We start from the raw sequence: 13,538 nt of genomic DNA, 5'->3' as shown, positions 1-13,538 counted from the left end.
CCCGAAGCAGGGCATGTACAACCCGGCGTTCGAGAAGGATGCCTGCGGCCTGGCCATGGTCGCGACGCTGCGCGGCTACGCCGGGCACGACATCATCGCGCTCGCGCTCGAGGCGCTGCGCAACCTCGAGCACCGCGGTGCGATCGGCTCAGATGCCGGCACCGGTGACGGAGCGGGCATCCTGACCCAGATGCCGGATGCGTTCCTCCGCGCGGTCACCGACTTCGACCTGCCGCCGGTGGGGGAGTACGCCGCGGGGCTCGCGTTCCTGCCCCGCGATTCCAGCGATCGCCGCCAGCAGAAGGCCGGCATCGAGAAGATCGCCCGCGCCGAGGGACTGCGCGTCCTCGGCTGGCGCGAGGTCCCCACGGTCAACGAGCACCTCGGCAAGCTGGCCGACGAGGCCCGTCCCGCCTTCGAGCAGCTCTTCGTGAGCGCCGGGGGAACGACCCACGCGCATGCGCCCCTCACGGACATCGCGCTCGACCGAGTCGCCTATCGTCTCCGCAAGCGTGCAGGCCATGAGCTCGGCGCCTACTTCGTGTCGCTGTCGAGCCGCACGCTCGGCTACAAGGGCATGGTCACGACACTCCAGCTCGAGCCGTTCTACCCGGATCTCCAGGACGAGCGCTTCGCCTCCGAGCTCGCGGTCGTGCACTCCCGCTACTCGACAAACACCTTCCCGTCGTGGCCGCTCGCGCAGCCGCTGCGCATGCTCGCCCACAACGGCGAGATCAACACCGTCGGCGGCAACCGCAACTGGATGCGCGCCCGTCAGTCGCAGCTCGAGTCCGAACTGCTCGGCGACGTGCGCCCCCTGCTGCCGATCTGCACCGACGGCGCCAGCGACTCCGCCTCCTTCGACGAGGTGCTGGAGCTGCTCACGCTGACCGGCCGCAGCCTGCCGCACGCCATCATGATGATGGTTCCCGAAGCGTACGAGAAGCAGACCGACATCACGCCGGAGCTGCGCGCCTTCTACGAGTACCACTCGAACCAGATGGAGCCGTGGGACGGCCCGGCCGCACTCATCTTCACGGACGGCACGCTCGTCGGCGCGACGCTCGACCGCAACGGTCTGCGTCCGGGGCGCTGGACGGAGACCACGGACGGTCTCATCGTCATCGGCTCCGAGACCGGCGTCCTCACCTTCGAGCCGGAGCGCATCAAGCGCCGCGGTCGCCTGCGCCCGGGGAAGATGTTCCTCGTCGACACCGCGCAGCGCCGGATCGTCGAGGACGAGGAGATCAAGCGCGAGCTCTCCACTCAGCAGCCGTGGCAGGAGTGGCTCGACGCGGGTTCCGTGCGTCTGGCCGAACTGCCCGAGCGCGAGCACATCGTGCACCCGCCGGCATCCATCACGCGCCGCCAGCGCACGTTCGGCTACACCGAGGAGGAGGTCCGCATCCTCCTGACCCCGATGGGCCAGAACGGGGCGGAGCCGCTCGGTGCCATGGGCTCCGACACGCCCATCGCCGTGCTCAGCAAGCGTCCTCGTCTGCTGTTCGACTACTTCACGCAGCAGTTCGCCCAGGTGACGAACCCGCCGCTGGACTCGATCCGTGAAGAGGTCGTCACGAGCCTCAAGCTCGGACTCGGCCCCGAGAGCAACCTGCTGTCGTGGGGCCCCGAGCACACCCGCACCGTGTCGCTCGACTTCCCGGTCATCGACAACGACGAGCTCGCCAAGATCCGTCACATCGACAAGGCGCTGCCCGACCGTTCGAGCGTCACCATCCGCGGTCTCTACCACTTCGACGCCGGACCCCAGACGCTCACCGATCGTCTCGATGAGATGTGCGCAGAGGTCGATGCGGCGATCGAGGCGGGCGCGGAGTTCATCATCCTGTCGGATCGCGACTCGAACAAGGATCTCGTGCCGATCCCGTCGCTGCTGATGGTCGCGGCGGTGCATCACCACCTCATCCGTCGCGAGAACCGCATGAAGGTCGGCCTGATCGTCGAGGCCGGAGATGTGCGCGAGGTCCATCACGTGGCCACGCTCATCGGGTACGGCGCGTCCGCCGTGAACCCCTACCTGGCGATGGAAACGGTCGAGCACCTCGTGCGCACCGGTTACATCACCGGCATCTCGCCGGAGAAGGCCGTCCGCAACCTGATCTACGCGCTCGGCAAGGGCGTGCTCAAGATCATGTCGAAGATGGGCATCTCCACGGTGTCGTCGTATGCCGGCGCGCAGGTGTTCGAGGCCGTCGGCCTCAGCCAGGAGTTCATCGACGCCTACTTCACCCGCACCGAGTCGAAGCTCGGCGGGATCGGCATCGACGAGGTCTTCGCCGAGAACCAGGCCCGTCACGACTACGCCTATCCGGAGGATGCCGCGGCCCGTGCGCACGAGCGCCTGTGGACCGGCGGCGAGTACCAGTGGCGCCGCGACGGCTCGCCCCACCTCTTCAGCCCGGAGACGGTGTTCAAGCTGCAGCACTCCACGCGCACCCGCCGCTACGACATCTTCCGCGAGTACACCAAGCTGGTCGACGACCAGGCGGCGGAGCTCAAGACCCTGCGCGGTCTCTTCTCGTTGCGCACCGGAACCCGCAAGCCGGTTCCGATCGACGAGGTGGAACCCGTCTCCGCCATCGTCAAGCGCTTCTCGACCGGAGCGATGAGCTACGGCTCCATCTCCCAGGAGGCGCACGAGACGCTGGCGATCGCGATGAACCGCATCGGCGGCAAGTCGAACACCGGTGAGGGCGGTGAGGACTCCGAGCGTCTGCTCGACCCCGAGCGCCGCAGCGCGATCAAGCAGGTGGCCTCGGGTCGCTTCGGCGTGACGAGCCAGTACCTCACCGAGTCCGACGACATCCAGATCAAGCTCGCGCAGGGCGCCAAGCCCGGCGAGGGCGGTCAGCTGCCGCCGCAGAAGGTGTACCCCTGGGTGGCGCGCACACGCGGCGGCACCCCGGGTGTCGGCCTCATCTCGCCGCCACCGCACCACGACATCTACTCGATCGAGGACCTCAAGCAGCTCATCTTCGATCTGAAGAGAGCGAACCCCGAGGCGCGCATCCACACGAAGCTGGTCAGCCAGTCGGGCATCGGCGCGGTCTCGGCCGGCGTCGCGAAGGCGCTCAGCGACGTCATCCTCGTCTCCGGCCACGACGGGGGAACGGGTGCCAGCCCGCTGAACTCCCTCAAGCACGCCGGAACGCCGTGGGAGCTCGGTCTCGCCGAGACCCAGCAGACCCTCATGCTCAACGGCATGCGCGACCGCGTGGTCGTGCAGGTCGACGGGCAGCTGAAGACCGGTCGTGACGTCATCATCGGCGCGCTGCTCGGCGCCGAGGAGTTCGGTTTCGCGACCGCGCCCCTCGTCGTCAGCGGCTGCATCATGATGCGCGTCTGCCACCTCGACACCTGCCCCGTCGGCGTCGCCACGCAGAACCCGGCGCTGCGCGAGCGGTTCACCGGAAAGCCCGAGTTCGTCGTGAACTTCATGGAGTTCATCGCCGAAGAGGTGCGTGAACTGCTCGCAGAGCTCGGGTTCCGCTCGATCGACGAGATCGTGGGACGCGCCGAGCTGCTCGAGACGAACGCGGCCATCGAGCACTGGAAGACCGACGGCCTCGATCTGACCCCTGTGCTCGAAGGACCGGTCTTCCCGGCCGGAGAGCCGCGTCGCAGCGGCCGGACGCAGGACCACGAGCTGGAGAAGCACTTCGACGTGCAGCTCATCGACATCGCGAAGAACGCCCTCCTCAACGGAGAGCCCGTCGTCGTGGAGCTGCCCATCGCCAACACCGAGCGTGCGGTCGGCACGATGCTGGGCCACCAGGTCACGGCGCGTCACGGCGCGGCCGGGCTGCCCCGCGGCACGATCGACGTGACTCTGCACGGCACCGCCGGGCAGTCGCTCGGCGCCTTCATGCCGCAGGGCATCGTGCTGCGGCTCGAGGGCGACGCGAACGACTACGTCGGCAAGGGCCTCTCCGGTGGCGACATCACGATCCGGCCGCCCCGCGGCTCGCAGATCGCGCCGCAGGAGAACGTGATCGCCGGCAACGTCATCGGCTACGGAGCGACCGCGGGCACGATGTTCATCTCGGGCGTCGTGGGCGAGCGCTTCCTCGTCCGGAACTCCGGTGCCACCGCCGTCGTCGAGGGCGTGGGCGACCACGCGCTCGAGTACATGACGGGTGGTCTGGCCGTCATCCTGGGCTCGACGGGCCGCAACTTCGGCGCCGGTATGTCCGGGGGAGTGGCGTACGTGCACGCGCTCGACACCGCCAAGATCAACGCGCAGTCCCTCGGCAGCGGCGAGCTGCTCCTCGAGCCGCTCGACCGGGCCGATCTCGAGGTGCTGCGCAGTCTCCTCGTCGAGCACGTCGAACGCACTGCGTCGCCGCTCGGCACCGAACTCCTCGACCGCTTCGCCGAAGTCTCGGCGGAGTTCGTCAAGGTCCTCCCGCGTGATTTCGCCGCCGTGCGCAGCATGCGCGAGGAGGCAGTGGCCGAGGGGATCGACCCCGACGGCGACATCGTCTGGAACCGCATCCTGGAGGTGACCGGTGGCTGATCCCAAAGGCTTTCTGAAGGTAACCGAGCGCGAGCTCCCCGCTCGCCGTCCGGTTCCCGTCCGCATCATGGACTGGAAAGAGGTCTACGAGCCGGGCGACAAGGCGGTGCTCCGGCGCCAGGCAGGCCGATGCATGGACTGCGGCGTGCCGTTCTGCCATTCGGGTTGCCCGCTGGGCAACCTGATCCCGGAGTGGAACGACCTGACGTGGCGCGGAGAAGGTCGCGCGGCGATCGACCGCCTGCACGCGACGAACAACTTCCCGGAGTTCACGGGCCGTCTGTGCCCGGCGCCCTGCGAGAGCTCCTGCGTGCTGGGCATCAACCAGCCCGCCGTGACGATCAAGCAGATCGAGGTCTCGATCATCGACGAGGCCTTCTCCAAGGGATGGGTCGAGGCGCAGCCTCCGGAGCGCCTGACCGGCAAGACCGTCGCGGTCGTCGGTTCCGGCCCGGCCGGACTCGCCGCCGCGCAGCAGCTCACGCGCGCCGGGCACACCGTCGCCGTCTTCGAGCGCGACGATCGCATCGGCGGCCTGCTCCGCTACGGCATCCCGGATTTCAAGATGGAGAAGGGGCAGCTCGAGTCGCGCCTGCGCCAGATGCAGGAGGAGGGCACCCGCTTCCGTGCGGGCGTCGAGATCGGCAAGGACATCTCGTGGGCCGACCTGCGCGCCCGGTACGACGCGGTCGTCATCGCCACCGGTTCGACGGTTCCCCGCGACCTGTCGATCCCGGGCCGCGACCTCGACGGCGTGCACTTCGCCATGGAGTACCTCGTCGAGTCGAACCATGCCGTCGCCGGAGACACGGTCACCGACCAGATCTCGGCCGAGGGCAAGCACGTCATCGTCATCGGCGGTGGAGACACCGGAGCCGACTGCATCGGCACCGCGCACCGCCAGGGTGCGCTGAGCGTGACCAACCTCGCGATCGGCAAGCAGCCGGGCGAGACGCGCCCCGACCACCAGCCGTGGCCGATGATGCCGACCGTGTTCGAGGTCTCCTCCGCCCACGAGGAGGGCGGGGAGCGCGTGTTCCTCGCGTCGACCGTGGAGTTCCTCTCGAACGAGGTCGGAGAGGTGCGCGCACTGCGCGTCGCCGAGACCGAGTACATCGACGGACGCCGCGTGCCCAAGAGCGGCACGGAGCGCGAGATCCCCGCGGACCTCGTGCTGATCGCCATGGGCTTCACCGGTCCCGAGACCGACGGCTTCACCGAGGACACCCGTCCGCAGCTCACCGATCGCGGTGCCTTCCGGCGCGACGCGACCTACGAGTCGACCGTCCCGGGCGTGTTCGTCGCGGGTGATGCCGGACGCGGACAGTCGCTCATCGTGTGGGCCATCGCCGAGGGCCGCGCCGCGGCCGCGAGCGTCGACCTGTACCTGATGGGCAGCACCGTTCTGCCGTCTCCCGTTCAGCCGCACGATGTCGCTATCGGCCTTCAGCCCGCGTAGGCTGAGGCCGGCAGTGTCGCCCGAGTTCTATCCCTTTATCCCCTGGAGAATCTGTTGAGACGCGCGAAAATCGTCGCCACCCTGGGCCCCGCAACTTCCACCTATGAGACCGTGCGTGCGCTAATCGACGCCGGTGTGGATGTCGCACGCCTGAACCTCAGCCACGGTGACTACTCCGTGCACGAGAACAACTACGCGAACGTGCGGCGCGCCGCAGAGGACTCGGGACGCGCGGTCGCGATCCTCGTCGACCTGCAGGGGCCGAAGATCCGTCTGGGCAAGTTCGAGGGCGGCCCCTACGAGCTCGCCCAGGGCGACATCTTCAAGATCACGACCGATGACATCGTCGGCAACAAGGACATCTCCGGCACGACCTTCAAGGGCCTGCCCCAGGACGTCAAGCCGGGAGACTACCTCCTGATCGACGACGGCAAGGTGCGCGTCGAGGTCGTCGAGACCGACGGCGTGACGGTGACCACCAAGGTCGTCGTCGCCGGTGCCGTCTCGAACAACAAGGGCATCAACCTCCCCGGCGTCGCGGTCAACGTTCCGGCGCTGAGCGAGAAGGACGAAGAGGACCTCCGGTGGGGTCTGCGCATCGGCGCCGACCTGATCGCCCTCTCGTTCGTCCGCAACGCGGAGGACGTCACGCGCGTGCACGAGATCATGGCCGAGGAGGGCGTGCGCGTCCCCGTGATCGCCAAGGTCGAGAAGCCGCAGGCGGTCGACGCGCTCGAGGGCATCGTCGACGCGTTCGACGCCATCATGGTCGCCCGCGGCGACCTGGGTGTCGAGCTGCCGCTCGAAGCCGTGCCGATCGTGCAGAAGCGCGCCGTCGAGCTCGCTCGCCGCAACGCGAAGCCCGTCATCGTCGCGACGCAGATGCTCGAGTCGATGATCAACAGCCCGGTCCCGACGCGCGCCGAGACCTCGGACGTCGCCAACGCCGTGCTCGACGGTGCGGATGCCGTCATGCTCTCGGGCGAGACCAGCGTCGGCGACTATCCGGTCGTCACCGTCGAGACCATGGCCCGCATCGTCGAGTCCACCGAAGAGCACGGCCTGGAGCGCATCGCGCCGCTGACGACCAAGCCGCGCACGCAGGGCGGGGCGATCACGCTCGCCGCCCTCGAGGTCGCGGAGTTCGTCGAGGCGAAGTTCCTCTGCGTGTTCACGCAGTCCGGTGACAGCGCTCGTCGCCTGTCGCGCCTGCGTTCGCGCATCCCGATGCTCGCGTTCACGCCGGAGCCCGACATCCGTCGTCGTATGGCGCTGACCTGGGGCATCCAGTCGACGCTCGTCGAGATGGTGCAGCACACCGACCTCATGTACCTCCAGGTCGACGACTACCTGCTCTCCAACGGCCTCGCCGTCGAGGGCGACAAGGTCGTCGTCATCTCCGGGTCCCCTCCCGGAATCGCCGGTTCGACCAACGACATCCGCGTCCACAAGGTCGGAGACGCCGTCAACGGCGCCGCTCCGATCTACAAGGAAGGCGTCTGACCCGAGGGTCGGGAAGGGGCGGGGCTTCGGCTCCGCCCCTTCGTCGTCCGCCACGTCAACCCGGTGACGCACATCGTCTCGCACGGGTAGCGTGCGAACATGGATCTCCGCCGTCGCCGTCTCGTTGTCGACGGAACCGTCTTCGGAGTCGTCACGGGTACGACCCGGCACCACCCGCAGGTCCCGACCGTGGTGTTGGTGCACGGCATCGGCATGTCGCACCGGTACCATCGACGCCTTCTGCGGATGCTGTCCGCGGAAGCCCGCGTCGTGGCGGTGGATCTGCCGGGGTTCGGCGGGTTGCCGAAACCCCGAGAGGACGTCGACATCGGTCGGATGGCCCGGCTGCTGATACAGCTCCTCCCGATCGTCTGTGGCGGCCCCGTGATCCTCGTGGGGCACTCGATGGGCGCGCAATGGGCTGCAGAGGTCGCCCACCTCGCGCCGCATCTCGTCCGTTCCCTGGTGCTGATCGGCCCGGTCGCGGACGACGAGCACCGTTCGCTCCCTGCCCAGGCGTTCGCGCTGGCGGTCGACACCGCGGGGGAGAGCCCCGCGACGAACGCCCTCGTCTTCGCGGACTACCTGCGGTGCGGGGTGCCGTGGTACCTCGCACAGGCGCGGCACATGTTGCGGTACGCGCTGGAGGACGTCGTCGGAGGGCTTCTCATGCCGGTGCTGGTGATCCGAGGCCTGAACGATCCCATCGCCGGGTCGGCGTGGTGCCGCCGCCTGCGTGATCGAGCCGTCGTCTCGCATCTCGTCGAGATCCCCGGCGGTCGTCACGTGGTGCATCGCTCGGAACCGCGGGCGGTGTGCTCAGCGATCCTCGACCACGCCGGCGTTGCTCGCGCCCGCGCGCTCGCGAGCGATGACGGGGAGCGATGACGGTCTGCGCGATCCGCAAGGCAGCCTGGTGGGCGGCCGATTACGCCTACGCAGGGTACTGGCAGGCGCGCGCTTTCCTGAGTCGGAGCAGCGCGGAGGCCTACGCCGAGGGGGAGCGTGCACCGTTGGTCATACTCCCCGGTGTCTATGAGACGTGGCGATTCCTGGAGCCGCTGGTCGCTCGACTCAACGACCGAGGGCACAGGGTTCACGTGCTCGAGACGCTGGAGCGCAGCCAGCGTCCGGTCGCAGAGATGGCGGCGCTCGTCGAGGACTATCTGGACGAGAACGATCTGCGTGACGTGATCCTCGTCGCCCATAGCAAAGGGGGACTTGCCGGGAAGATGGTGATGACCGGGCGGGAGGGCGCTCGCGTTCGAGCGATGCTCGCGGTCGCGACGCCGTTCCGCGGTTCGCGCTACGCGAGGCGGATCCCCTCGCGCACCCTGCGCGCGTTCTCGCCCGAGGATCCGGGCATCGTCGCGCTCTCCCGCAGTGTCGATGCGAACGCGCGGATCGTTTCGATCTATGCGGGATTCGACCCGCACATCCCTGAGGGGAGCGAGCTGCCGGGCGCCAAGAACGTCCGACTCGACACCGGAGGGCACTTCCGGATCCTCGCCGATCCGCGGGTCGTCGAGGAACTCGAACTCATGGCGGGATGAGTCGATCTGTCTGTGTGCCGGCGGTGGGACTCGAACCCACACGCCCTTTCGGACAAAGCATTTTGAGTGCTCCGCGTCTGCCATTCCGCCACGCCGGCCCGTGTATCGCGACTACGACTGTAGCGCAGAAGCAGCCGTCCCGACGCCGTGCCGACGCGCACGGCCGTGGCGGAGACGCACTCCAGTAGGATGGGTACGTGACCGAGCAAGAACTGGCTGAACAGCCCACGTCATCCGCACCCCGACGCGTCGTCGTCGCCGAGGACGAATCGCTGATCCGTCTCGACATCGTCGAGATCCTCCGCGACAACGGCTTCGACGTGGTGGGAGAGGCCGGCGACGGCGAGACCGCTGTCGCGCTCGCGACCGAACTGCGTCCCGACCTCGTCATCATGGACGTCAAGATGCCTCAGCTCGACGGCATCAGCGCCGCCGAGAAGCTGCACAAGGGCAACATCGCCCCGGTCGTGCTGCTGACCGCCTTCAGCCAGAAGGAACTCGTCGAGCGCGCGAGCGAGGCCGGCGCTCTGGCCTACGTGGTCAAGCCGTTCACGCCGAACGACCTGCTGCCGGCGATCGAGATCGCACTGGCGCGTCATGAGCAGATCATCACGCTCGAGGCCGAGGTCGCCGACATGGTCGAGCGCTTCGAGACCCGCAAGCTCGTCGATCGCGCCAAGGGCCTGCTGAACGAGAAGATGGGGCTCAGCGAGCCCGAGGCGTTCCGCTGGATCCAGAAGGCGTCGATGGATCGTCGTCTCACGATGCAGGACGTCGCCAAGGCGATCATCGAGCAGCTCGCTCCGAAGAAGTAGTGTTCCGGCTCGACCCCGAGCACACCCTCCGTCCGGTCCGCACGGGCGACGGCGCTGCTCTGGCGCGCGCGTACGCGGCCGATCGTGCCCACCTCGCTCCCTGGGAACCCGCTCGCACAGAGGAGTTCTTCACGGAGGAGTGGCAGGAGCGGGACGTACACCGCACCGTCGCCGAAGCGCAGACGGGACGCAGCATCCGATTCGTGGTGGCGGCACCCGACGACCGGATCGTCGGCAGGATGAACCTCAACGGCATCGTGCGCGGGCCGTTCCTCAGCGGGGATCTGGGCTACTGGATCGCCGCGGACTCGACGAGACGCGGACTCGCGACGCGCGCGGTCGCCGCAGTGCTCCGTCACGCGCGCGATTCCCTGGGACTGCACCGCGTGCAGGCGGCGACGCTGCTGCACAACGCCGCCTCCCAGCGGGTACTCGCCGCGAACGGCTTCACCCGCATCGGCATCGCCCCGCGCTATCTGGAGATCGCGGGGGAGTGGCAGGACCACGTCCTCTTCCAGCGGCTGCTGGATGAGGGGATCACCGAGCCTTCGGGGCGTCCTTGATCATGTTGGTGATGCGGATGGTCGAGCAGCGCCGTCCCTGATCGTCGGTCACCACGATCTCGTGCACCGCGATGCTGCGTCCGAGATGGATCGGCGTGCACACCCCGGTCACGATCCCCGAGGTCGCGGAACGCGTGTGCGTGGCGTTGATGTCGACACCGACCGCCAGCCGCCCGGGGCCCGCGTGCAGATTGGCCGCCATCGACCCCAGTGACTCGCCGAGCACCACGTAGGCGCCGCCGTGCAGAAGGCCCACCGGCTGGGTGTTGCCCTCGACCGGCATCGTGCCGACCGAGCGCTCGATGCTGAACTCGGTGAACTCGATGCCCATCTTCTCGGCCAGGGCGCCCATTCCACGGGCCGTGGCCCACTCGAGTCCTTCGCTCGTCGCGACGTCGCTCATGCATCCTCCTCAGCGCGTGTCCGTGGTCCTCGTTAGGCTGACAGGGTGACGGACTCCGCAAAGCCTACCCTCATGGTCGTCGACGGCCATTCGCTCGCCTATCGCGCCTTCTTCGCGCTGCCGGTCGAGAACTTCACGACCAAGGACAGCCAGCACACGAACGCGATCTACGGGTTCCTGTCGATGCTGGTGAACCTGATCAAGGCCGAGCAGCCGACGCACATGGCGATCGCGTTCGACACCTCGCGGCACTCGTTCCGCACCGATGAGTACCCCGAGTACAAGGCGACGCGGTCCGAGACGCCGCAGGAGTTCCGCGGTCAGATCCCGCTGCTGCAGGACTGCCTCGCGGCGATGTCGATCCCGGTGCTCACGAAAGAGGGCATCGAGGCCGACGACATCCTCGCCACCCTGTCGTCGCAGGGTGCGGAGCAGGGCTATCAGGTGCTCGTCGTCTCCGGCGATCGCGACACCATCCAGCTCGTGAACGACGACGTCACGCTACTGTACCCGTCGGTGCAGGGCGTGTCGCAGCTCAAGCGATACGACCCGGTGACCGTGCAGGAGCGCTACGGCGTACGTCCCGAGCAGTACCCCGACATCGCCGCGCTCGTGGGCGAGACCAGCGACAATCTGCCTGGCGTGCCCAAGGTGGGCGAGAAGACCGCCGTGAAGTGGTTGACACAGTTCGGGTCGCTCGACGATCTGCTCGCTCGTGCCGAGGAGATCAAGGGTGTCGTGGGAGGGAACCTGCGCGATCACATCGACGACGTGCGCCGCAATCGCAAGCTCAACCGTCTGCTCACCGACGTCGAGCTCCCCGTCTCACCCGACGATCTGGCAGTCGCTCCCATCGACGCGCAGGCCGTGCGCGACATCTTCGCGCGCCTCGAGTTCCGCACACTGCTGCCGCGCGTGTTCGAAGCCGTCGGCGCCGGCGAGGTCGCCGAAGACCCGGCCGCGGTGGTCGAGCTGCCGGTTCCGCAGCAGGTGGTGGCTGGCGAACTCGCGACGTGGGCGGAAGCCGTGCAGGGCGAGCTCTCACTCCGTGTGCTCACGCAGAGCGGGCTTCCGGTGCGTCTGGGGGTCGCTTCCGACTCCGAGCTTCGCGAGACCGATTGGACGGATGCCGCGGCCGACGAGCTGCGCTCCTGGCTCGAGTCCGATCGTCCCAAGGTCCTGCACGACGCCAAGGGTCAGCTGAAGGCGCTGAACCGAGCAGGCATCCGCCTCGGCGGCCTCGCGTACGACACGAGCCTCGCCGGCTGGCTCCTGCGCCCGAGCTTCCCCGACAAGACTCTCGGCGACCTGGTCGAGCGCTACCTCGGCGAGAAGCTCCCCGAGGCCGACCCGTCTCAACTCGTGCCCGAGACCGAGGGGGCGACTCCCGCGCAGGAGGCGTGGTTCGCACTGCGCGTCGCGACCGCGCTGCGCGACGACATCCCCGAGTCGGTGGCCGCCGTGCTGACCGACATCGAGCTGCCCACGCTGCTCGCGCTGGCCGACATGGAACTGGCCGGGGTCGCGGTCTCCCACGAGGTGCTGTCGACGTTCTCCGGCGAACTCGCGACCCGCGCCGAGGGCATCGCTCAGGAGGCGTTCGGCATCGTCGGCCGCGAGTTCAACCTCGGCTCGCCCAAGCAACTGCAGGAGGTTCTCTTCGAAGATCTCCAGCTGCCCAAAACGCGCAAGACGAAGACGGGCTACTCGACGGATGCCGCCGTGCTCGCCGACCTGCAGGAGTCGAACCCGCACCCGTTCCTCAACCTGCTGCTGCAGCACCGCGAGGCCACCAAGCTGCGTCAGATCATCGAGTCGCTCGACACGGCGATCGGCGACGACGCGCGCATCCACACGACCTACGTGCAGACCGGAAGCCAGACCGGGCGGCTCTCGAGCACCGACCCGAATCTGCAGAACATCCCGGTGCGCACAGAGGAATCGCGGCGCATCCGCAGCGCGTTCCAGGTCGGCGACGGCTACGAAGCGCTGCTCACGGCCGACTACTCCCAGATCGAGATGCGCATCATGGCGCATCTGTCGGGCGATGAGGGCCTGATCGAAGCCTTCAACAGCGGAGAGGACCTCCACCGGTTCGTCGGCGCTCGGGTGTTCGGGGTCGAGCCGGGCGATGTCACCGCCGCGATGCGCACCAAGGTCAAGGCGATGTCGTACGGCCTGGTCTACGGCCTCTCGGCGTTCGGCCTCTCGAAGCAGCTGCGTATCGAGCAGTCCGAGGCGAAGCAGCTCATGATCGAGTACTTCGCGCGCTTCGGCGCCGTGCGTGACTACCTGCGCGCCTCCGTTCTCGCGGCCAAGGAGGTCGGCTACACCGAGACGATCTTCGGACGCCGTCGCCCGTTCCCCGACCTCGCCAGCCCGAACCGCGTGCTGCGGGAGAACGCCGAGCGCGCGGCGCTGAACGCCCCGATCCAGGGCAGCGCCGCCGACATCATGAAGATCGCGCTGTTCCACATCCACGACGACATCCGCCGCGAAGGGCTCCGCTCGCGGGTGCTGCTGCAGATCCACGACGAGCTCGTGCTCGAGGTCGCCCCGGGGGAGTGGGATGCCGCCGAGCGCATCGTGCGCACGCGCATGGGCGACGCCGCGGATCTGTCGGTGCCGCTCGACGTGCAGGTGGGTCGCGGGCACGACTGGAACGAGGCCGCACACTGACCACGGGCGGCGGCGTCCGAGGATTA

At 68.3% G+C, this 13,538-nt stretch carries 9 protein-coding genes and 1 tRNA gene; 8 read left to right on the top strand and 2 right to left on the bottom strand.

The window, feature by feature from the left end; translation table 11 throughout:
• Positions 1-13 precede the first annotated feature (13 nt).
• The 5 genes from gltB to ACZ5Y9_RS09615 all read left to right on the top strand — a co-directional run bounded on the left by gltB (position 14) and on the right by ACZ5Y9_RS09615 (position 9,052).
• Positions 14-4,537 (top strand): glutamate synthase large subunit, encoded by a 4,524-nt coding sequence (gene gltB, locus ACZ5Y9_RS09635; RefSeq protein WP_464472739.1) that lies wholly within the window; start codon positions 14-16, stop codon positions 4,535-4,537.
• Complete coding sequence (locus tag ACZ5Y9_RS09630; protein ID WP_464471223.1) at positions 4,530-5,996, top strand: glutamate synthase subunit beta; 1,467 nt, start codon at positions 4,530-4,532, stop codon at positions 5,994-5,996. Before gltB ends, ACZ5Y9_RS09630 begins: the two co-directional genes overlap by 8 nt.
• Positions 5,997-6,050: 54 nt before the next feature.
• Complete coding sequence (gene pyk / locus ACZ5Y9_RS09625; RefSeq protein WP_464471222.1) at positions 6,051-7,499, top strand: pyruvate kinase; 1,449 nt, start codon at positions 6,051-6,053, stop codon at positions 7,497-7,499.
• A 99-nt stretch (positions 7,500-7,598) separates the two neighbouring features.
• Positions 7,599-8,387: an alpha/beta fold hydrolase gene (locus ACZ5Y9_RS09620; protein WP_464471221.1), complete on the top strand. Its 789-nt coding sequence runs from the start codon at positions 7,599-7,601 to the stop codon at positions 8,385-8,387.
• Positions 8,388-8,599: 212 nt separating this feature from the next.
• Entirely contained in the window at positions 8,600-9,052 is a 453-nt protein-coding gene (locus tag ACZ5Y9_RS09615; RefSeq protein WP_464471220.1) for an alpha/beta hydrolase, read from the top strand.
• 15 nt (positions 9,053-9,067) lie between these two features.
• On the opposite strand, the gene ACZ5Y9_RS09610 is transcribed toward ACZ5Y9_RS09615, so the two are convergent.
• Positions 9,068-9,150, bottom strand: a tRNA-Leu gene (locus ACZ5Y9_RS09610).
• 99 nt (positions 9,151-9,249) lie between these two features.
• On the opposite strand from ACZ5Y9_RS09610, the gene ACZ5Y9_RS09605 reads away from it, so the two are divergent.
• A complete protein-coding gene (locus tag ACZ5Y9_RS09605; RefSeq protein WP_247622473.1) occupies positions 9,250-9,867 on the top strand; it encodes an ANTAR domain-containing response regulator in 618 nt (205 codons plus the stop codon).
• Positions 9,867-10,430, top strand: a complete 564-nt coding sequence (locus ACZ5Y9_RS09600) for a GNAT family N-acetyltransferase (RefSeq protein ID WP_464471219.1) — start codon at positions 9,867-9,869, stop codon at positions 10,428-10,430. Before ACZ5Y9_RS09605 ends, ACZ5Y9_RS09600 begins: the two co-directional genes overlap by 1 nt.
• Here ACZ5Y9_RS09600 and ACZ5Y9_RS09595 read toward each other — a convergent pair.
• On the bottom strand, positions 10,405-10,833 hold the full coding sequence (locus ACZ5Y9_RS09595; protein ID WP_247632212.1) for a hotdog fold thioesterase: 429 nt from the start codon (positions 10,831-10,833) through the stop codon (positions 10,405-10,407). The genes ACZ5Y9_RS09600 and ACZ5Y9_RS09595 overlap by 26 nt on opposite strands.
• 45 nt (positions 10,834-10,878) lie before the next feature.
• Here ACZ5Y9_RS09595 and polA point away from each other — a divergent pair, with 45 nt between their 5' ends.
• Complete coding sequence (polA, locus tag ACZ5Y9_RS09590) at positions 10,879-13,512, top strand: DNA polymerase I (RefSeq protein WP_464471218.1); 2,634 nt, start codon at positions 10,879-10,881, stop codon at positions 13,510-13,512.
• The last annotated feature ends 26 nt before the right edge of the window (positions 13,513-13,538 follow it).

The organism is Microbacterium sp. T3-8 (assembly GCF_055398145.1).
The sequence above is the reverse complement of the archived record's forward strand: the minus strand, read 5'-3'. Positions and strand labels throughout refer to the sequence as shown.

What these genes read in the sequence shown, in the direction of transcription:
- gltB (WP_464472739.1), top strand. Translation starts at nt 14, where the DNA reads ATGTACAACCCGGCGTTCGAGAAGGATGCCTGCGGCCTGGCCATGGTC.
- ACZ5Y9_RS09620 (WP_464471221.1), top strand. Translation starts at nt 7,599, where the DNA reads ATGGATCTCCGCCGTCGCCGTCTCGTTGTCGACGGAACCGTCTTCGGA.
- ACZ5Y9_RS09595 (WP_247632212.1), bottom strand. Translation starts at nt 10,833, where the DNA reads ATGAGCGACGTCGCGACGAGCGAAGGACTCGAGTGGGCCACGGCCCGT.